Annotated in this window: 19 protein-coding genes; 6 read left to right on the top strand and 13 right to left on the bottom strand. The window is 70.4% G+C overall.

The window, feature by feature from the left end; genetic code table 11:
* Positions 1–13 precede the first annotated feature (13 nt).
* A complete protein-coding gene (locus HDA39_RS26590) occupies positions 14–523 on the bottom strand; it encodes an AAA family ATPase (RefSeq protein WP_184799593.1) in 510 nt (169 codons plus the stop codon).
* A gap of 84 nt (positions 524–607) precedes the next feature.
* The gene (locus HDA39_RS26585) at positions 608–1,207 is read right to left on the bottom strand and encodes a TetR/AcrR family transcriptional regulator (protein ID WP_184799591.1); all 600 of its coding nucleotides are present in this window, start codon (positions 1,205–1,207) and stop codon (positions 608–610) included.
* Between the two features lie 75 nt (positions 1,208–1,282).
* On the opposite strand from HDA39_RS26585, the gene HDA39_RS26580 reads away from it, so the two are divergent.
* Genes HDA39_RS26580 through HDA39_RS26570 form a run of 3 tightly spaced genes read left to right on the top strand, consistent with a single transcriptional unit; the run spans position 1,283 to position 3,188 of the window.
* Positions 1,283–1,840 carry a 2TM domain-containing protein gene (locus tag HDA39_RS26580; protein ID WP_184799589.1) on the top strand — a complete coding sequence of 186 codons (558 nt, stop codon included), beginning with the start codon at positions 1,283–1,285 and terminating at the stop codon, positions 1,838–1,840.
* A gap of 39 nt (positions 1,841–1,879) precedes the next feature.
* Complete coding sequence (locus tag HDA39_RS26575) at positions 1,880–2,536, top strand: Pr6Pr family membrane protein (protein ID WP_184799587.1); 657 nt, start codon at positions 1,880–1,882, stop codon at positions 2,534–2,536.
* A gap of 10 nt (positions 2,537–2,546) precedes the next feature.
* A complete protein-coding gene (locus HDA39_RS26570; RefSeq protein WP_337925906.1) occupies positions 2,547–3,188 on the top strand; it encodes a class I SAM-dependent methyltransferase in 642 nt (213 codons plus the stop codon).
* Between the two features lie 70 nt (positions 3,189–3,258).
* On the opposite strand, the gene HDA39_RS26565 is transcribed toward HDA39_RS26570, so the two are convergent.
* On the bottom strand, positions 3,259–3,906 hold the full coding sequence (locus tag HDA39_RS26565; RefSeq protein ID WP_184799584.1) for a transglycosylase family protein: 648 nt from the start codon (positions 3,904–3,906) through the stop codon (positions 3,259–3,261).
* A 560-nt stretch (positions 3,907–4,466) separates the two neighbouring features.
* Between HDA39_RS26565 and HDA39_RS26560 the strand changes: the two genes are divergently transcribed.
* A complete protein-coding gene (locus HDA39_RS26560; protein WP_184799583.1) occupies positions 4,467–5,066 on the top strand; it encodes a LuxR C-terminal-related transcriptional regulator in 600 nt (199 codons plus the stop codon).
* On the opposite strand, the gene HDA39_RS26555 is transcribed toward HDA39_RS26560, so the two are convergent.
* The 10 genes from HDA39_RS26555 to HDA39_RS26510 form a co-directional block, all read right to left on the bottom strand.
* The gene (locus HDA39_RS26555; RefSeq protein WP_184799582.1) at positions 5,045–6,745 is read right to left on the bottom strand and encodes an ABC transporter ATP-binding protein; all 1,701 of its coding nucleotides are present in this window, start codon (positions 6,743–6,745) and stop codon (positions 5,045–5,047) included. The genes HDA39_RS26560 and HDA39_RS26555 overlap by 22 nt on opposite strands.
* A complete protein-coding gene (locus HDA39_RS26550) occupies positions 6,742–8,397 on the bottom strand; it encodes an ABC transporter ATP-binding protein (protein ID WP_184799580.1) in 1,656 nt (551 codons plus the stop codon). Before HDA39_RS26550 ends, HDA39_RS26555 begins: the two co-directional genes overlap by 4 nt.
* Positions 8,394–10,322, bottom strand: a complete 1,929-nt coding sequence (locus HDA39_RS26545; RefSeq protein WP_184799578.1) for a prolyl oligopeptidase family serine peptidase — start codon at positions 10,320–10,322, stop codon at positions 8,394–8,396. The genes HDA39_RS26550 and HDA39_RS26545 overlap by 4 nt, the downstream gene beginning before the upstream one ends.
* Before the next feature lie 110 nt (positions 10,323–10,432).
* Positions 10,433–10,570, bottom strand: coding sequence for a SapB/AmfS family lanthipeptide (locus HDA39_RS26540; RefSeq protein ID WP_184799576.1), 138 nt, complete (start codon positions 10,568–10,570; stop codon positions 10,433–10,435).
* Positions 10,571–10,574: 4 nt separating this feature from the next.
* Positions 10,575–13,139, bottom strand: coding sequence for a class III lanthionine synthetase LanKC (lanKC, locus tag HDA39_RS26535; protein ID WP_184799568.1), 2,565 nt, complete (start codon positions 13,137–13,139; stop codon positions 10,575–10,577).
* 241 nt (positions 13,140–13,380) lie between these two features.
* Positions 13,381–14,328 carry a catalase family protein gene (locus tag HDA39_RS26530; protein ID WP_337925905.1) on the bottom strand — a complete coding sequence of 316 codons (948 nt, stop codon included), beginning with the start codon at positions 14,326–14,328 and terminating at the stop codon, positions 13,381–13,383.
* Between the two features lie 84 nt (positions 14,329–14,412).
* Complete coding sequence (locus tag HDA39_RS26525) at positions 14,413–15,480, bottom strand: ABC transporter ATP-binding protein (protein WP_184799566.1); 1,068 nt, start codon at positions 15,478–15,480, stop codon at positions 14,413–14,415.
* On the bottom strand, positions 15,477–16,250 hold the full coding sequence (gene modB, locus HDA39_RS26520) for a molybdate ABC transporter permease subunit (RefSeq protein WP_202893130.1): 774 nt from the start codon (positions 16,248–16,250) through the stop codon (positions 15,477–15,479). The genes HDA39_RS26525 and modB overlap by 4 nt, the downstream gene beginning before the upstream one ends.
* Before the next feature lie 32 nt (positions 16,251–16,282).
* A complete protein-coding gene (gene modA, locus HDA39_RS26515; RefSeq protein ID WP_184799553.1) occupies positions 16,283–17,101 on the bottom strand; it encodes a molybdate ABC transporter substrate-binding protein in 819 nt (272 codons plus the stop codon).
* Complete coding sequence (locus HDA39_RS26510) at positions 17,102–17,497, bottom strand: TOBE domain-containing protein (protein ID WP_184799551.1); 396 nt, start codon at positions 17,495–17,497, stop codon at positions 17,102–17,104. It lies immediately after the preceding gene.
* 82 nt (positions 17,498–17,579) lie between these two features.
* Between HDA39_RS26510 and HDA39_RS26505 the strand changes: the two genes are divergently transcribed.
* Positions 17,580–19,547, top strand: a complete 1,968-nt coding sequence (locus tag HDA39_RS26505; protein WP_184799549.1) for an acyl-CoA dehydrogenase family protein — start codon at positions 17,580–17,582, stop codon at positions 19,545–19,547.
* Positions 19,540–20,151: a hypothetical protein gene (locus HDA39_RS26500; RefSeq protein ID WP_184799547.1), complete on the top strand. Its 612-nt coding sequence runs from the start codon at positions 19,540–19,542 to the stop codon at positions 20,149–20,151. Before HDA39_RS26505 ends, HDA39_RS26500 begins: the two co-directional genes overlap by 8 nt.
* Positions 20,152–20,200: the final 49 nt, after the last annotated feature.

The following is a 20,200-nucleotide window of genomic DNA, read 5'->3' as shown; positions in this document are numbered from 1 at the left end:
GTAACTGTCCCGACTAGTCGAAGCGCGCTTCGTCGAGCCGGCCGAGGATCGCGTCGACCGTCTCGTTCGGCGAGAGGTCGGAGTTGTCCAGCCACAGCCCGCGCCGCGGGCTGAACGCGTGCAGCTCGTAGTCGAGCTCGTCGACCGACAACCCGCCCAGCCGGTGCGAGATCACGTCCGGCCGCGGAGTCAGTACGACGAGGTAGCGCGGCCGGCTCTGGATGTTCTCCAGGAACTCGCGCAACAGCTCGCCGACCACCACGTCCTGCAGTACGACGGTGAACCCGGCCTGCGCGTATCCGTCAGCGGCCTGACAGGCCAGCCGGTACCGCAGCTTCAGCTGCTTCTGCGCTTCTTCGCCGTCGGCCGCTTCGGCCGACGCCTGGCCGCTGACGATCATCCGGCGGAACACCTCGCCGCGCAGGTGCACGCCGTACTGGAACCGTTCGGCGAGCAGCTGGGAGACCGTGGATTTGCCCGCCGCCATGATCCCGCTGACGACGATCACCCCCTCGGTCTGCATAGGGTGGATCGTGCCACGCGGGACAAGGGTTTCGTCAGGTCTCGCCCACTGGTTGTCCGGAGTCCGCCAGCAGGTGAGACGGCGTCAGGGCTGCAGCGACCGGACGTGCGCCGCGAGCACCTGCCGGACCCGGTCCGCGGTGGTCACCTCGGGCTGAAGCGTCACGTGGAAAGAGATCCCGTCGAGCAGCGCGTGCAGCCGTTCGGTCTCCAGCTCGAGGTCGAGGTCCGGCCGGAGCCGGCCGGCCGTGGACAGATGGGTCAGCAGTGAGTTGCACAGGCCGCGGAGTCCGTCGTTGGCCGGACCGAGGAGCTCGCGCAGACCGCCGACGCCGCTCTCGGCCTGGGCCTGCGCGGTGAACGACAGCCACACGTCGAACTCGGCCAGCCGTTCCGGATCGAGCGGGATCACTTCCTCGAGGTAGCGCAGCACGATCTCGACCGGCGTACCGGTCGGCTCGAGCTGCGCGACCCGGGACTGCACCCGCTTGGAGACCAGGTCCATCGCGAAGCTGAGCAGGCCTTCCTGGTCGGGGAAGTAGTAGCGCACGGCGCCGGCGGACCAGCCGGCCTCGGCGGCGACCGTCCGGACCGAGGCGGCCCGCATCCCGTCCCGGCGGACCACGCGCCACAGCGCCTGGGCGATCTCTTCGCGGCGGGCGTCGTGGTCGACGATTTTCGGCATGGATCCTTTTTAGCACACCTGTGTTATGGTTGATCGTAGAAACACAGACGTACCAAATAAACGGAGGGGAAGATCGTGCTGCTCGCTGTCATCGCCGCGTGTGAGATCGGCTTCTGGGTCCTGCTCGCCGCCGGCCTCGGGACGCGCTACCTGCTGCGGCTGCCCAGGCTGGGGATGGCGCTCCTGCTGGCGGTGCCGCTGGTCGACGTGGTGCTGCTGGTCGCCAGCGTGATCGACGTCCGGTCCGGTGGCGAGCCGTCGTACAAGCACTCGCTGGCCGCGATCTTCATCGGCGTCAGCGTCGGCTTCGGGCACCGCACGCTGAAGTGGGCCGACGGGTGGGCCGCGCACAAGCTGGCCGGCGCACCCCGTCCGTACAAGCCGAAGAAGGGCACCCGGGAGAAGGCGCTGTTCGAGCGCCAGGGCTGGTACCGGCACCTGCTCGCGTACGCCGTCGGCTGCGGCGTGATGCTCGGTCTCGGGTGGCTGTCCGGCCAGGGGTACGACGCCCTGCTGGCCCCGGCCTGGCCGTGGACCATCGTGCTGGTGATCGACGGGATCGTGGCGTTCAGCTCCGGCGGGAACGTCACGAACGACGCCGAGACCGAACCGCAGCAGAAGATCAACGCCTGACATCCCCACGAGCCCGCCCCGACGCCGTAGATTTCGGTCATGACGAAGTCCGGTGCGGGGCGGGCCCTCACTCCGAAAATCTTCCACGCGGTCACGGCGCTGGTGGTGATCACCGGGCTGGTGGTCCAGCTGTTCGTGACGGCCAACGGCACCGACGGCTTCTTCCCGGACAACCCCGACCGGGTGTTCAACATGTTCGCCTACTTCACGATCCTGTCGAACGTGCTGCTCGGCGGGACGACCCTGCTGCTGGCGATCACGCCCGAGCGCGACTCGCTGCTGTTCCGGACGTTGCGGCTGAACGGCGTGCTCTGCATGGCCGTCACCGGCATCGTCTACCACGTCGCGCTGGCCGACCTCGACGACCTCACCGGCTGGGCCGCGGTCGCCAACCTGCTGCTGCACACCGTGACCCCGATTCTCGGCGTGCTCGGCTGGCTGCTGTTCGGTCCGCGCGGCCGGACCGATCGGACCGTGGTCGCCTGGTCGATCGCGTTCCCGCTGCTCTGGCTGGTGTTCACGCTGGTCCGGGGCGCGGCGATCGGTTTCTGGCCGTACCCGTTCGTCAACGCCGACGATCTCGGCTACGCAAAGGTCTTGGTCAACTGTCTGCTCGTCGCGCTACTGTTCCTGGCTCTGGCGTTCGGGGCGATGCTGCTCGACCGCCGGCTGAACAGGACCGCCGTCGAGAGGTAGACCCGTGCTGGTGACATCACGCTCGTACGCCGAGTACGAGGCGATGTTCGATCTGACCGAACTCCCCGAGTCCGTGCTCGACTGCTGCGCCGGCGGCGCCGGGTTCACCGCCGAAGCGGCCGCCCGGGGCGTCGACGCCGTCGCGGTCGACCCGGCGTACGAGCTGCCGGGCGCCGAGCTGGTCGACACCGTACGGCGCAGCCTGCCGGCCGGGTCGGGGATCGTGGACCATCACGCGGCGAGCTTCGTCTGGCACTGGTACGGCTCGCCCGAGCGTCGCGACGAGCTGCGGATCGACGCGGCCGACCGGTTCCTGACCGACGTCGCGGAGGCCCCGGACCGGTACGTCCCGGGCAGCCTGCCCGAGCTGCCGTTCCCGGATCAGCGGTTCGAGCTGGTGCTGAGCTCGCACCTGCTGTTCACGTGGGCCGACAAGTACGACCGCGCCTGGCACCTGGCGGCGCTGAACGAGCTGATCCGGGTGTCGCGGTCGGAGGTGCGGATCTTCCCGCTGGTGAAGCAGGGCGCGGGCGACCCGGTGGAGTTCCTGCCGTCGCTGCTGGAGGAGCTGGACGGCGTCCGGTCCGAGATCCGGAAGGTGCCGTACGAGTTCCAGGTCGGCGCCGACGAGATGCTGGTCCTGACCCGCTGATCACGAGGAACGGTGGTGCCGATCCGCGATCGGCACCACCGTTCGTCGTACAGCCTCTGTACTGAGGGGGTCAGCGCAGGTAGCGGCCGCACTCCGGCCACGGTGAGGCGCCGCGCTGGGCGTACAGCTTCTTCGCGCGCATCAGCTGCTCGCCGGCCGAGGCCTGGGAGGCGAGGCCGGAGCCGCCGACGCTGCGCCAGGTCTGGCGGTCGAACTGGAACAGACCGTGGTACTTGCCCGACGGGTTCACCGCCCGCGGGTTGCCGCCCGACTCGCACTGCGCGACCTTGCGCCAGGCCGCGCTCATCGACACGCTCGTCGAGCCGCTGCTGGGCTTGCGGGCCTCCGACCGGGTGGTCCGGGTCTTGCGCTCGGACTTGGTGGCCGGCTTCGTGCGCTCGGACCGTTCGGTGGACGGCTTGGCCTTCGACCGGCGCTCGGTGACGGTGGCCTTCGGCGCGCCGTCGAGCTTCAGGGTCTGGCCGATCAGGATCAGGTCGGGGTTGTCGAGACCGTTCAGCTCGGCCAGCTGGTGCCAGTCGGCGCCGTTGGCCTGCGCGATCTCGGAGAGGGTGTCCCCGGCTTTCACCTTGTAGTCGGCCGCGAAGGCGGCACCTGCGCCGGCCGCGGTAATACCGACGCCGAGACCGGCGACGGACAGGGTCCGGGCGATCCGGCGGGTACTTCGCCGGGGCCGGGCGTGTCGAGCTTTGGACATCAGAATCTGCTCCTCATGAGCTGGGCATGGTGAACTTTCTCTTGCCCGGCCGACTCAGCCGCGTGCGCACTTCCCCGAGAACCTCGCGGGCCGCAAGTGCGGGGCAGCCGGCGAGACGTTGGTGGTAATCACCCGTGCGTGAGGCTCGGATCGTCGGCGGCCGGTCACTGCCGGCGCCGTACCGGGCTCCACAGTCTGGTGAGGTACCACTCCCTTCGGGGGTGCAGGGGACAAGCACCCGGACGACCCCGTTCGGTCACGGGACAGCGTCCGAATGGTCACGTCGAGATTACGAAGCGACCGAGCCATCGTGCGTGACCGGACCGCCGAACGCAAGGGCAGTTCGGGAATCTGCCCCGACTTTTTCTGCGTTTGAGGTAGCGAAAGTCCAACAACAGAACGGTTTCCGGCCCGCCCGCCGGCGTTCCGCAGGGTGGTTCTCCCGCCTGGCCCAGGAGTGAAAGTGAAGATTTGTGCGTGTCATCGCAGCGACTCGCTCGTTGTTGAGTCACGGGCCGGGAGGGCCCGCAGCTGAGGCAATCGATTGATGGGGGCATGCGGTGATCCGAGTGGTACTCGGCCACCGCGGCACGTTGGTGCGTGGAGCACTGGCCGCGGTGCTGTCCAAGGAGTCCGACTTCGACGTGATGGCCGAGCTCGACCGGTCCGACGACGTCCTGACCTCCGTCAGGCTGCGTCCACACGTCGTGGTGCTCGATCCACAGCTGCCGGGCAAGCTCGGGATCGAGGAGCTGTGCCGCAAGCTGACCGGCCGCGGGGTGCTGGTGATGGTCGACCACGAGGCGATCGCCGCGACCAGCATGGCGCTGGTCAAGCAGGCACCGCGGATCGGGCTGATCGCGACCGACGCGACCACCGAGCAGTTCGTCGAGGCCGTGCGCGACGTGGCGAAGGGGCTGCCGGTGGTCGACGTCCGGCTGGCCGTCGCCGCGCTGCGGGCCGGGGACAATCCGCTCACGGACCGTGAGTGCGAGGTTCTGCGGCAGGTGACCACGGGCGCGACGGCGCAGGAGGTCGCGCGGACGCTGAGCCTGAGCGCGGGCACGGTCCGGAATTACCTGTCCCGGATCCTCGCGAAGACCGGCGCGCGGAGCCGGATCGAGGCCATCAGGAAGGCTCAGGACGCGGGCTGGATCTGAAACCCCGGCGCGGGCTGCGACGGAAGCGTCTCCGTCGGGTGCCAGTGGCCCTGCAGCTCCTGGTAGAGCGGTGAACTGTGGAGCAGGCTGGTGTGCGTGCCGAGGGCGGCGCGGTTGCCGTCCATCACGAGGATCTTCCGGGCCCGCAGCGCCGAGGTGATCCGGTGGGCGATCACGATCAGCGTGCCGCCGCGGGTCGCGAACGCCTCCTCGGCGCGCCGCTCGGCCTCGGGATCGAGGTAACACGTCGCTTCGTCCAGGACGACGAGAGCCGCGGGCGACAGGTAGGCGCGAGTGAGAGCGATCAGCTGGCGCTCACCCGCCGAGAGGTCGTTGGGCTTCACCTGCGCCTGGAGCCCGCCGATGCGGTCGACCAGGGCGCCGGAGCCGACCGCGTCGATCGCTTGCTGGACCTCCGACGGGGTCGCGTCGGGCAGCAGGTAGTTGAGGTTCTCCATCACGGTCGCGCCGAAGACGTACGCCTCCTGCGGGATCAGTACGCGGGTGTCGGGCGCCACCGTGTGGGTCGGTACGCCGCCGATCAGGACCTGGCCGCCCGTCGGCTGCAGCATCCCGCAGATCAGGCCGGCCAGCGTCGACTTGCCGATGCCGCTGGGGCCGACCACCGCGAGGTGTTCGCCCTCGGGGACGATCAGGTGGAGGTCCTCGATCACCGGCTCCGCTGCGGGGCCGTAGGCGAAGGTCAGCCCGGTGGTCTGCACCTCACAGGTGAGCGGGGCCGCCGTCCGCGGTGTTGCCTCGGGTGACTGCACGGACAGGATGCGACCGAGCGTGACGACGTACCGGAGGCCGCTGTCGCCGAGGGCTCCCATCACGGTGCTCAAGGCGGGCTGCAGGCCGACCAGGACGTACGTGAGACCGCCGAGGAGCGTGCCGGTGGAGACTCCGCGACCGACCAGCCAGGGACCGGCGGCCAGCAGGATCAGGAGCGGCGCCCAGCCGCCGATGGCGAAGCAGAGCGTGCGGAGGGCGGCGACTCGGGCCAGGGCTCGTTCTGCATCGGCCTGGGCCTCGATGGGTCGGCCGGTGAGGTGCTCGGCGAACTCCTCCGAGCCGGTGGCGGTGATGTCACGGACTCCGCTGAAGGTCATGCCCGCTGCCGCGGCCAGGTCCTCGTCGGCTTGGAGAGACGCGCGGACCCGGTCGGCGGCCAGGCCGAGGACCGCCAGCGAGGCCAGAAAGCCCAGCAGGAAAGGCGGTACGACGAAGCCGGCGATCGCCGGGGCGAGGGAGAGCAGACCGGCCAGGACGCCGACGAGTGTGACGGCGAAGCTGCGGACGACCAGCACAAGGCCGGCGAAGGTGTCGCGGACGATCTCGACCTGGCGGTTGAGGCGGGCGACGGCGGCGGTGTCGCCGGTGTGGAGGGCGCTGCTGACGACTCGTCGGACGAGGTCGTCACGGAGAGGCTCGACGATCTCGCCGAGGCGGCCGTAGACCTGGTGGGCGCCGGCAGCTCCCAGGCAGGCGGTCGCGACGAGGCCGCCGAGCCAGGCGATGCCTTGCCAGGCGTGGCCGGCCAGGAAGCTGTCGGTGGCTTTCGCCACGGCGACGCCGTAGATGGCGGTGGGGAGGATCTCCGGGATCGACCAGATCGCCAGCTTCAGCGCCGACCGGTTCTTGAGAGCTGCGATCCCGTAGGACAGTTCGCGTTTCATCCGAAGACCTCGCGGTACTCCGGGAGGTGCCAGAGGTCGCGGTGCCGGGCGGTGGCGCGGACCACGCCGTGGTCGAGCCAGACGACCAGGTCGGCCCGTGCCGCGGTCGCCGGGCGGTGGGTGACGATCAGGCGGGTCCGGCGGTGCTTGTCCTCGGTGAGCGTGCGGCTGATCTGCATCTCGGTCGCGGTGTCGAGGCTCGACGTCGCGTCGTCGAGCACCAGCAGCCGGCTGGCGGACCACGCGCGGGCCAGACCGAGGCGCTGCCGTTCGCCGCCCGACATAGGGGCCTCAGGCAACGGAGTGCGGTAGCCGCGCGGGAGGCGGCTGACGAAGTCGTGCGCGTGCGTCGCGCGGGCCGCGGCCAGCGTGCGGACGGTGCTCAGCGGGTTCGGCGAGATCGCGTCGCCGATGGTGGTGCCGACCAGCGTCGGGCGCTCGAAGGCGCAGCCGACCGCGGTGCGCAGCGAACGGCGGTGGACGGCCTGCAGCGGTACGCCGTCCAGCAGCACCTGCCCGTACGACGGGTCGCGCAGCCGCGCGGCGACGGCGGCGAGCACGGACTTCCCGGCGCCGCTCGGCCCGACGACGGCGACGGTGGCGCCGCCGGGGAGGTCGAGGTTCACGTCGTACAGGAGGGTCGTGTCGTTGGCGACGACCGTGACGGCCTCGAAGCGCAGGTGACCGGGACCGGACGGGAGCGGGAGGGTGCCGTGGGGCATGGAGTCGACGGCGAAGATCTCGCTCGCGCGGCGGACGCCGGCCTTGGCGCGGGCGATCTCGCCGATGACGCCGGTCAGGCTGCCGAGGCCGGCACCGAGTACGGCGTACTGGCCGGCGGCGAAGAGTTCGCCGGCGGTGATGCGGCCCTCGACGAGTTGGAAGCCGCCGACGGCCAGGACGGCGACCAGGACGAGTGGGCCGACGATCGCGGCCTGGGCGCCGGAACGGGCGAGGATCTTCCAGGTGAGCAGGCCGTGCTTGTGGAGCTCGGGGAGGAGGGAGAGGACGCGGTGCTCCTCGCGGGCTGTCGTGCCGGCGGCGAGGATCGTGCGGATGCCGGTGAGGGCCTCGGTGAGGCGACCGGCCAGCCGGCCTTGGGTTTCGGAGTAGTCGAGGCTGATCTGCGCGGTACGGCGGGCGAAGACCAGGAGGACGCCGATGACGAGCAGGACGCCGCCGAAGAAGGCCGCGGCGAGCCAGGGGTCGATGAAGGCGAGCAGAACGAGGCTGCCAGCCGGCGGGAGGATTGCGGCGAACGCGCTGACGAGTGCGGGCCCGGCCTGGGCGGCGTCGACGGCGTTGCCGGAGACTCGGCTGACCAGGTCGCCGGTCTCGTGGTCGCGAGTCCCTTCGGGACCGCCGCGGACGACGCGCTGGACCAGGCCGTGGCGCAGCCAGGCCGTCGTACCGGCGACGGAGGCGGTGCCGGCGAAGACGTCGACCAGGGAGCAAATGATGCCTGTGGCAACCAATACCGCGGCGACGGAGAGCCAGCGGTCGTAGCCGTGGCCGGCGACGATCGCGTCGACCGACCGGCCGAGAACCGAGGGGAGTGCGAGCGCGACACAGCTGCCGCCCAGTGAGGTCAGAGCGATCACGGGGAGCCACTTGCCGCTGTGACGGACGACGTCGCCGAAGGCGAGGCTCATCGCAGCTGCCTGTCGAGGAACGCGAGCATGTCGGCGGCGAGCGCGATGCCCTTCCCTGCACCACCGGAGGCGTGGCCGGAGTCAGCATCCGTTCTGAGCAGCACCGGATGGCTGGAGACATGCTGAAGAGCGGCGCACATCTTCCTTGCGTGCAAGGGATCTACGCGGGTGTCGTTGGCGAACGTGGTGAAGAGCACCGCCGGATAATCCTGGGTGAAGACCTGGTGATACGGCGAATAGCTCAGCAACGTCTTCAGCTGCACGGGATCCGAGGCCGAGCCGAACTCCGGGACCCAGTGGGCGCCCAGACCGGTGTGCTCGTAGCGGACCATGTCGAGCAGCGGCGCCGAGCAGACGGCGGCGGCGAAGAGGTCCGGGCGCTGGGTGATGGCGGCGCCGACCAGCAGGCCGCCGTTGGACTCTCCGCAGGCGGCCAGCTGGGACGGCGTGGTCCAGCCATCGGCGACCAGGTGTTCGGCCGCCGCGAGGAAGTCGTCGATGACGTTCTGCTTCTGGTCGAGGATGCCGGCCCGGTGCCAGTCGTGGCCACGTTCACCGCCGCCGCGCAGGGTGGCGGTGACGAAGACGCCGCCGGCCTCGACCCAGGCCAGGGCGAACGCGGAGTACGTCGGGGTGAGCGACTGGCCGAAACCGCCGTACCCGTAGAGGATCGTCGGCCGCGGACCGGACCCTGGGCCCGCGATGACGAGCAGCTCCAGCGAGGTGCCGTCGGCCGACTGGAACGGGACGGGTGTCGCGGTCGCCTCGACGGTGGGAGCCGCGCCGGGCGCCGGCGACCAGAGCGTGGTCTCGGCCGTCAGGGCGTCGTACGCGTAGATCGCCGCGGGGGTGATGCTGTCGGTGTAGGAGAACCAGGCCTCGTGCCCGCCGTGAGGGCGGGTGGTCAGCGAGCCGACGGACCCCTGGCCGGGCAGCGGGACGTCGCCGAGGTGGCGGCCGGTGACCAGATCGTGGATGGCGATCTCGCCGATGGTTCCGCGGGTGCGGCCGACGAGCACGACCTTGTCGAGCACGGCCAGGCTGCTCAGCGGAGCGTCCGGGTCGGCGGGGACGTAGTCGTGCCAGACCAGCGGATTCTCCGGGTCGCCGACGCAGACCCGGCCGGTCGGCGCGTCCTGCGTCGTGACGACGTACAGGCGGCCGTCGTGGCCGACCGACATCAGCGTGATCGCGTCGCCGCCGAGCTGGAGCTGGTGCGGCGCACCGCCCGCTCGCAGGTCCGCGAGCCAGAGATCGTTGGTGGTCCCGCGCGACGCGGAGATCGTCAGCCAGCGGCCGTCGGCGCTGAGATCCAGCCCGTACGACGCTTCGTCGGCGAGGACGCGCTGGTCCGAGCCGCCGACCGCGTGCAGCAGGACCTGGCGGAATCGCACGTAGTAGAAGGACTTTCCGTCCGGCAGCCACGCGATCGGGGAGTAGCGGCAACCGTCGATCGGCTCCTCGGCCAGAGCGCCGGTCGTCACGTCGAGCACGTGCAGCACGGACTGCTCGGAGCCGCCGCGGGAGACCTGGAAGGCGACCAGCGACCCGTCCGGCGAGGGCTGCCAGGAGTCGAGCGTGGTCAGTCCGCTCGGGTCGAGCTTGGCGGGGTCCAGCAGCTCGACGCCGTCGACGCTCAGGACGGGATGGTCCTGACGCGGCTCGCGGCGGAGCAGGAAGCAGTGGTCGCCACGCCAGACCGGCGCGGAGACGGAACCGACCGAGGACAAGGCCTTCACGCGGCTGCGGAACGAGTAGCGGGTGGGCAGCGTCCCGGCGTACGAGAGCCAGAGCTCGTCCTGCGCGGCCTGCCACTGGCGGGTCTGCTCGCTCGAGGCGTCCTCGAGCCAGCGGTAGGGGTCGGCGACGCTCTGCCCGTGCAACTGCTCGACGAGCGCGAGCCGTTCGGCGTACGGGTAGTCCATGAGAGCGCCTCCCGGAACGAAGGTCGGCCCGGGGTGGGAGTTGCCGCCCACCCCGGGCCTTCGGAAACCTCGAAAAGCTTGGCACCCCACGTCGGGGCGCCCGGGTCCGATCAGTGGCAGAGCAGAAGGCTCAGGTTGCTCGGACGCTGCGAGTTGCAGCCCAGCACGGTCAGCGTGGAGCCGCCGTGGTGGTGGCCGCCGTGACCGTAGCCCGGGGTCTCCAGACCCTGAAGGTCGAGAAGTGCCATGTGTTTACACCTCCTTCGGAGGAAGTCGTAGGGACAGAGACTCGGACCACTGGGGAGGTCCGAGGAACGGGAGGGAGACCGGCCGCTCGTGCAGCGCGGTTCCCAGGGCCAGCAGGACGCCGGCGGATCCGGTGGCCAGGTCCGTCGAGAGACGGAGCAACTGGTTGCCGGGGAAGATCAGTCCACCCTCGTACGGCAGCGCGTGCCAGCCGAGTCCGCGGACCAGGTCGTCGGTGCTGTCGCCCAGCTCGGCGGCAGCCAGCAGCAGTCCGGCGCGACCCATCATCAGGCCGGGCTGCACGTAGTAGGAGCAGCGGGTGACCAGGCGGAGGGCGGCCAGTTCGGCGGCCAGCTCCTCGTCCGGTCGGTGCTGCAGGTAGCGGCTGAGGACCATCGCGATCCCGGCCGAGCCTTCTTCCAGGTAGGGCAGCGAGCGCCAGCCCTGGTTCACCTGGAGCATGCCTTCCGGCGTCCGGATGCAGCGGCGCAGGTCCTGCCGCAGCGCGGTCTCCGCGAAGTCGAGCAGCCCGGTGTCACCGGTCCGCTCGTACGCCGTCAGGAAGAGCAGCGCCGGACCGGACGAGCCGTACATGAGCCCGGCCCGCGGCTTCCCCTCACCACTCACCTCCGGTACGTCGGTGACGTCGCCGAGCCGGTCCGCGACCAGGTCGAGCACACGCGTCGCCGCGCTGTTGAGACTCGGCTCGCTTGCGGAGAAGTGCATCAGGTTCAGTCCGACACCGGCCAGGCCGGAGTACAGGCCCAGCTCGCGGCTGCCGAAGTCGTCGGCCAGCGTCAGCTCGATCGCGTCCAGCGCGTCCTGCCGGTGCCCGAGCTCGTCGAGGACGTACGCGACGCCGTGCAGTCCGTCGTACAGGCCGGGGCCGAGCTCGGTGGTCCTGGCGTGCTCGCGCAGCCAGTCCTCGTACGCCGGGAAGCGGCCCGCGTCGGTCTTCGCCAGTGCGTAGAGCACGCCGGCCGCGCCGGTCGCGAGGTTGATCCCGCCGCCGGAGCGGAACTGCGCGATGTCGCCGGGGAACAGCCGATCGTCCCGCTCCGGGGTCGCGCTGGCCACAATCGCCTTGGCGATCGCGGCGCGGACCTCGGTCCAGGGCGCACGGCCGGGCAGCGGCAGCGCCGCCATCTCCGGGTCCTCGGTCAGGTCCTTGCCGACGATGGCCCGTACGGCGGTGTCGAGCGTTGCCCTCGGCACCGGGAAGGTCTCGGCGATCATGTCGGCCAGCTGGAACGCCTTGCCGGGATGGAGATGCAGCAGCATCGTTGCCTGCGGCGCGAACAGGCCGAGCGCGATACAGGCCAGCGCGTACAGGTCGACGTCCGGACCCTGACGGTCGCCGGGCGCCGCGTAGCCCGGGTGGGCGAGCGCGGAGCGGGCCTTGTCCTCGGCGAGCGTCGCGACCTCGAAGTCGATCAGCACGAGACGGTCGCCGGTGCTCAGCAGCACGTTGTCCGGGTGCAGGTCGCAGAAGACGACCCCGCGACCGTGGAGTTCGCCGACCGCGCGCTGGACGTCGCCGACCATCTTGGTCGCCCACGCGGCGTACTCGGTGAGCTCGGCCTCGGACGCGTCCGGGCGGGTCAGCGGGTACCGCCGGACGAGTTCCCGCTGCAGCGGGTTCGCGTCGACGAACTCCTGGACCAGGAAGTGGTGGTCGCCGAGGGTGAAGTAGTCGTGGACCTGCGGTACGACGTCGAGCCCGTCGAGGCGCTGCAGGATGTCGCGCTCGTGACCGATCCGGGCGACCGCGTCGCGGCCGGACATGTCGAGCCCGGCGTACGGCCGGCCTTCCTTGAGCACGACCTTGGCCTGGGTCTCGTTGTGGTGGCCGAGGTAGACGCCACCGCCGTTGGAGAACTGGATGACGCCTTCGATCGTGTACGCGAGGTCGTTGGTGGTGACCGCGTTACGGGCGTCGAGATGCGTCTGCAGGAACGACGGCAGCGTGATCCACGGCGGCGTGGTGAAGGTGGGGCTGCGGTGGTCAGGGACCAGCCGGCCGGTGTTGTCCTCGAGGGCCAGGACGCGTTCGCCGGCCGGGTCGAGGGTGTAGCGGCTGACGAAGGCGCCGTACCGGACGAACAGCGGGCCCTCGGCGTACCGGAGGTCGCTCAGGATGTACGGGCCCTGGACGCCGTCGAGCAGGTCGTCGAGCTCCTTGAGCACCAGCTCGAGCTGCGCCTCGTCGGTGGGGTAGATGGTGACGAGCTTGCCGCTCGAACCGCGCGGGGCGGACTTCGAGTTGACCATCACCAGGACCGGCTCGTTGCGCAGGAACTTGAACGCGATGCCGCGGGGGACGCAGTAGTCCCAGACGACCTCGAGCGTCCGCTCGGCGTCGGCGAGGCCGGCCGAGACGTGGATCTTCCAGCCCTGGGCCGGCAGCTCCAGGCCGCTCGGCGCGTAGTGCATCCACATCTCGCCGGGCACGTGCTCCCAGCCGGCCGGGACCTCCCGGGAGGCGAGGGCGAAGTCCGGCTGACCCTCGGCGGTGGAGGGAGAGTCGTAGAACCGCCGGTCGGCCAGGCAGTACAGCTCGTAACTTTCCATGGCGGTTCGATCCCCCTCTCTCGTGGTTGCCCCGGAGAATCTTGGGCGGGGGGAGAGGGGTCGGCGTAGTGCATGACGTCATCAGTCGACTGTGAAGAACTCATGTGCTACGAGTGAGTAAGTAAACACTCTTTGTTACGTCGACGTCACTTTGAGCGGGGAAAGCGCCGTTACATCATGTCGATGCGTGCCAGCCAGGTAACAGGACGTAACTTTGCATGGATTTGATCGTGAGACCTCTCTAGGTCGCTTGGCGGTGCTGCTGGCTCGCGAAGTACGCGACCTTCCGGGCCCGCATCACCTCACCCAGCGGACGGTGCTCGGCCATCGCGCTCCACGGGTCGAAGACGGCCGACTCGACCTCCGCGGCGAACGCCTCGTCCGGCTTCTGCCGCCCGATGGTCAACCGGCCGACGGTCTCGTACGGCGCGTCCCAGACGACCGAGGCGTCCTCGATCGGGGTGTGCTCCTCGTCGACGAAGAACTGCACCTGGACGTCGTAGTCGAGCGGGGCGGTGGCGAGCCGGTCGTAGACGTCGGCGGCCCAGTCCACGGCGCCCGGGTTCGGGTAGCCGGCCAGCGCGCGGAGCCGCACGCGGGCGGCGTACGGGCCGAACGTGATCGGTGCCGCGCTGAAGAAGTCCTGGGTGGCGAAGCCGGAGAACGGCTCCTTGAGCGCGGTCGAGACGGCCTTCAGGCGGGGAATCAGTCCAGGCTGCTGGGCCACGCTGAGCAGCAGCCGTCCTGTCGTCTGCCCGGCCGTGGTGACGACCTTGCTGAAGTCCTCGCTGGTCGCGGAGCTGAACCGCTCGTGGTTGATCAGCGCGAAGTCCTGGCTCACCGCCTCGCCGCCCAGCGCCGCCGGCCCACTCACGCCGAGCACCTTCAGCGAGAACCCACGAATATCCGGTACGACGTCCGCCGCGCGGTTGAAGCCGCCGTTCGACAGCCGCACCCACACGTCGTACTTCTCCGGCACCCGGAACAGCCCTTGCCGCGCGTACTCCGGCAGGTCGCCCGGCACCGTCAACGTCGCCCGCAGCGCCGCCACCTGCTTGCGGTGCAGCGCCCGCCCGGTCCCGTACTTGTCCGACTTGCGCGCCTGCATCGCGACGAACAGCTCCGCCTGCCGCCGGTGGCGTTCCTCCTCGTCGGCCCCGACGACTTCCTGCCACCCGACACTCGGCACGCTCACAACGCTCCCCCTCCGACGACGACCCGGACCACCAGTATCCGTCGTCCACGCCGTTGCATCAGGCAACAAGCCGCGGAGTCAGCTCGGGTAGGTCTGGGTCTCGGTGGCCTTGAGGGTGGCCCAGAGCGGGCGGCCAGGGGTGAGGGAGAGCTCGGCGACGGCGGCCGGGGTGACGTCGGTCAGGAGATTGGTGGGAGCGGAGGAGCCGTCGGCGGGGGTGAGGCGGACGCGGACGGTGTGGGCGTGCTGCTCGACGCTGGTGACGACAACCGGCCAGGTGTTGCGGGGGCTGCCGGTGGGGTGCTCGGGATAGAGACTGATGGCGGACGGCGGGAAGGCGACGTGGACCGCGCCGGTCGCCGGGGTCGCGATGGTGACCTTGCCGCCGTCGGTCAAGTGGACCGTCGTGCCGTCGGCGGTGCCTCGGTAGAGGTTGAGGCCGACGAGGTGAGCCACGTAGTCGGTGCGAGGGCGGTGGGCGACCTCGCTGGGTGAGCCTTCCTGGACCACCTCGCCGTTCTCGATGATGACCAGGCGGTCGGCCAGGACCATCGCGTCCAGCGGGTCGTGGGTGACCAGGAGAGTACGGCCCTCGTACCGGTCGAGGTGCTGGCCGAGCTCGGCGCGGATGTGGAGCGTGGTGCCGGCGTCGAGGGCGGCCAGGGGCTCGTCCAGGAGGAGGAGGTCAGGCTGGGTCGCCAGCGCTCGGGCAAGGGCAACGCGCTGGGCCTGGCCGCCGGAGAGAGACCGAGGACGCGACTTGGCCTGGTCCGTGAGGCCGACGGTGTCCAGCCATTGGGCGGCTTCGGCGCGGGCGGTGCGCTTGTCGACGCCGCGCGCCCGCAGGCCGAAGGCGACGTTCTCCAGGGAGCTCAGGTGATTGAAGAGCAAGTAGTCCTGGAACACGACGCCGATCGGGCGCTGGTCGGCGGACAGGAAGGTCCGCGGCGGCTCGTCCCAGACCTTGCCGTCGAGGGTGATCCGCCCGGCGTCGACGGGGAGCAGACCGGCGATCGCGCGCAGGGCGGTGGTCTTGCCGGCGCCGTTCGGGCCGAGCACGGCGACGACCTCGCCCGGTTCGACGGTCAGGTCCAGCGCCAGTTCGAAGCCGGTACGGCGTACGTGCAGGTCCGCGCGCAGGGTCATCGCAGACCACTGATCCAGCGCTCGCGCAGGCTCGCGAGGACGACGACCGACACGATCAGCAGCACGATGCTCAGCACGACCGCGACGTCGGGGTCGGTCTCCAGGGCCAGGTAGACGGCCAGCGGCATCGTCGTCGTCCGGCCGGGGAAGTTGCCCGCGAAGGTGATGGTGGCACCGAACTCGCCGAGCGCGCGGGCCCAGCACAGAACGGCGCCCGCGACGATGCCTGGTGCGATGGACGGCAGCGTGACGCGGCGGAAGGTCAGCCAGCGTCCGGCGCCCAAGGTCGCGGCGGCCTCCTCGTAGCGCGGGTCGGCGGCGCGGAGAGCGCCTTCGACGGAGATGACCAGGAACGGCATCGCGACGAACGCCTCGGCGACGATCACGCCGGCCGTGGTGAAGGGAAGGGAGAAACCGAACCACAGGTCCAGCCGCTCGCCGATCAGTCCGCGGCGGCCGAGGACGAGCAGCAATGCCACGCCGCCGACTACGGGCGGCAGGACCAGAGGAACGGTCACGAGAGCGCGGAGGAGACCGCGGCCGGGGAGGTCGGCGCGGGCGAGCAGCCAGGCGAGCGGGATACCCAGGAAGAGACAGATGACGGTGGCGGCGCTGGCGCAGAGCAAGGACAGACGGAGGGCCTGGCCGACCTCGGCGCTGAACAGCCGGGACGGCAGCGTCGACCAGGGAGCCTCGGCGAGCAGACCGATCAGTGGGACCAGTAGAAACGCCAGACCGAGCAGAGCGGGCAGGACGAGGACGAGCGGCAACCGGCCGCCCGTCCTCCTCCTGAGGCGCGATCTCACGGAGCGTCGAAGCCCGCCGCGGTGAGGACCTTCGTGCCGTCGGCCGACAGGACGAAGTCGACGAACGCCTTGGCGCCGCCGGCGTTCGGGGCCTTGGTCAGCGTCGCGATCGGGTACTCGTTGACCGCCTGCGCGGACTCCGGGAACTCGATCCCCTCGACCTTGTCCTTGGCGGCCAGGACGTCGGTCTTGTAGACCAGCGCCGCGTCGACCTCACCGAGGCTGACCTTGGTCAGCGCCGCCTTCACGTCCTGCTCGAGGCTGTCCGGCTGCGGCGTCAGCTTGGCCGCGGCGAACACCTTCTGCGCGGCCGCGCCGCACGGCACCTGCTCGGCGCAGAGCGCGATCTTCCGGTTCTTGTCGGTGAAGTCCTTCAGCCCGGTGATCTTGCCCGGGTTGCCCTTCGGGACGGCGATCTCCAGCACGTTCTTCACGAACGTCGTCGCCGTTCCCTTGTCGGTCACCTGGTCCATGTTCTTCGGTGCGGCCGACGCGAACACGTCGGCCGGCGCGCCCTGGTTGATCTGCGTCGCCAGCGCCGAGCTGCCGGCGAAGTTGAAGACCACCTTGACGCCCGGGTGCGCGGCCTCGAAGTCCTTGCCGAGCTGGGTGAAGGTGCCGGTCAGGGAGGCGGCGGCGAAGACGTTCACCGTGCCCGAGATCGCCGCGCTGCTGCTCGCGCCGGCCGACGGGGACGACGCGGACGGCGAGGAGCCTGCCGGGGTGTCGTCGCCGCAGGCGGCCAGGCCGAGCGCGACGCCCGCGCTGAGCGAAACGGCGAGGGCACGCCGGGTGAAGCTGGTACGGCGGAACATCTAGACCTCCGGGATCTCGACGACTACGTGGGTGGACTTGATCGAGGCGACGGCGACCACGCCGGGCTCCAGGCCGAGCTCGTCGGCGGCCTCGCGGCTCATCAGCGAGACGACCCGGAACGGTCCGGCCTGCATCTCGACCTGCGCCATCACGCCGTCCTTGACGACGCGCGTGACGATGCCGCGCATCCGGTTGCGGGCCGACGCGGCGGCCGTCGGACCGGTGTCCGGCGACTCGGCGAGCTCCTGGGCGAACGCGGCCAGCGCCCTCCCGTCGACGGCCTTCCGGCCGCCCTGCTCGGTGGCCGGCAGCCGCTTGTTGTCGATCCAGCGCCGGACGGTGTCATCACTGACTCCGAGTAGCGCGGCCGCCTCACTGATTCGCAAATTCGGCATGAAGCACACTCTAGAGCCGCAAGTGCGGCAACCCACTCCTCTTTTCCGTTCGTTTTTGTAGTCCTCGACATAGGTTGGCTCTATGACCGGGCTGCGGGAGTACTTGGACGGGCCGCACAAGGCCGCGCGCGACGTCGTACGGGACGGACTGGCCAGTCACGCGTCCCTGCTGGACGCCGGACTGCGCCTCACCAGGGACGAGTACCGCGACGAGGTGCTCCGGACGCTGAAGGAGATGGCCGCTCAAGGGCACCCGTCCCGTGGCTTCCCCAAGGAGTACGGCGGCCAGGGCGACCTCGGCGGGTTCATCGCCGGCTTCGAGACGCTCGCGTACGGCGACCTGTCGCTGATGGTGAAGGCCGGCGTCCAGTTCGGCCTCTTCGCCGGCGCGATCCTGCACCTGGGCACCGAGCGGCACCACGACCGCTACCTGGCCGACGCGCTCACCGGCGACCTGCTCGGCTGCTTCGCGATGACCGAGACCGGCCACGGCTCGAACGTCCAGTCGCTGGAGACCACCGCGACGTACGACGAGACGACCGGCGAGTTCGTCGTCCACACTCCGACCGCGTCGGCCCGCAAGGACTACATCGGCAACGCGGCCCGGCACGGGGCGCTGGCGGCGGTGTTCGCCCAGCTCGTCGTCGGTGGCGAGACGCACGGCGTGCACTGCCTGCTGGTGCCGATCCGCTCGGACGCCGGTGAGCCGTTGCCCGGCGTGACGCTCAGCGACTGCGGGCCGAAGCTCGGCCTGAACGGCGTCGACAACGGGCGGATCGTCTTCGACCAGGTCCGGGTGCCGCGGGAGGCGCTGCTGGACCGGTACGCGCAGGTGGATGCCAACGGCACCTATCGCAGCGAGATCGAGAACCCGGACCGGCGGTTCTTCACGATGCTCGGCACGCTGGTCCAGGGGCGGGTCTCGATCGGCGGCGCCGCGATCAGCGCGAGCAAGGTCGCGATGACGATCGCCGTCCGGTACGCCGACCAGCGCCGCCAGTTCGGTGCGCCGGGCAGTCCGGACGAGACGCTCCTGCTCGACTACCGGATGCACCAGCGCCGGCTGCTGCCGCTGCTGGCCCGGACCTACGCGATGCACTTCGCCCAGGCCGAACTGGTCGACAACTTCGCCCGGATCTTCGGCGCGGACGACGACGCGCCCCGCGACGACAGCGACGGGCGCGGCGGCGGCACCGGCGGCAACGAGCACGACCGGCGGGCCCTGGAAGCCCAGGCGGCCGGGACGAAGGCGCTCGGGACCTGGCACGCGACCGAGGCGATCCAGATGTGCCGCGAGGCGTGCGGTGGCGCGGGGTACCTGTCCGAGAACCGCCTGTCCGTGCTGAAGGCCGACACCGACGTGTTCACCACCTTCGAGGGGGACAACACGGTCCTGCTGCAGCTGGTCGCGAAGGGACTGCTGACCGACTACCGGCGATCGTTCGGCGAGCTGGACCCGCTGGGCACCGCGCGGTTCGTCGCCGGCCAGGCGGTCGAGATCGCGGTCGAGAAGACCGCGCTGCGCGGTCTGGTCGAGCGGCTGCGCGACGTCGTACCGAATCGGTCGGACTCCACCGACCCGGATGCCGGGCTGCGCGACGACGACTACCACTCGGGCCTGCTGCGGTTCCGCGAGCAGCACATGCTGTCCGGGGTCGCGCGGCGGCTGAAGGCGGGGATCGACGCCGGGGACGAGGCGTTCGAGGTGTTCAACCGCTGCCAGGACCACGTGATCGCGGCCGGCCGGGCGCACGTCGAGCGGGTGGTGCTGGAGGCGTTCCAGCACGCGGTACAGGCTGCTCCGGAGGGTGAGACGCAGGACCGGCTGAAGGAGCTGTACGACCTGCACGCGCTCGCGACGATCGAGAACGACCGGGCCTGGTTCATGGAGCACGGGCGGCTGTCCGGCCCGCGCTCGAAGGCGATCACGGCCCTGGTGAACGAGTTGTGCGGCCGGATTCGCGCCTACGCCACCGACCTCGTGGACGCGTTCGGCGTACCGGGCGCGGCGGTCGACGTACCGATGGTTGTACGGTCGCTGCATGAGTGAGCCGCTTGAGCCCGCCTCGGCTGCCGAGGCCGCCCGCGAACTGGCCAAGGTGCTGCTGGCCCAGGCCGACGCACTGGACCTGCACGACCTGCGGGCCACGACGGCGATCGAGAACGTCAGGGTCCAGTCCCGGGTGCTGGCCGACGCCGTGCACGAGCGCGGCTGGGGCGACATCTTCCTGGGGATCGACTCCTACGACCCCGACGAGCTGGACGACGTCCCGCTCGGGCCGGACGACTTCGACGACCCGGCGGACTACCGCGAGCTGGTCGAGGGCGTCGCGGAGCTGGACGAGCCGATGGTCCCGGAGAACGGCCTGCGGGTCAGCTACCAGGCCCGCTACGACTTCGTGGTGACCGACCCGGAGGCGTTCGTCGCCTACGTGCGCAGCCGTGCCGACGAGGCGCAGAACGACGACGTCATCGACGACATCGAGGACGCCCGGTCGGCATTCGAGCTGCTCGGGTACCTGGACGGCCTCGGCTCCAAGGACTACGACACGGTCGGGCTGAGCCCGGCCGGCGGCGAGGAGTCCCACAAGGTGGTCGAGTTCTCGCTGTGGGACATGGACCCCACGCGGCGCGACGACACCTACCCGTACTGAGTCCGTTTCCCTTCCTGTACGGCGATCCGGCCCGGTCCGGTAATCAAGC

It is taken from the genome of Kribbella italica, assembly GCF_014205135.1.
Lineage (GTDB): Bacteria > Actinomycetota > Actinomycetes > Propionibacteriales > Kribbellaceae > Kribbella > Kribbella italica.
This window is presented reverse-complemented; position numbering and strand designations above follow the sequence as displayed.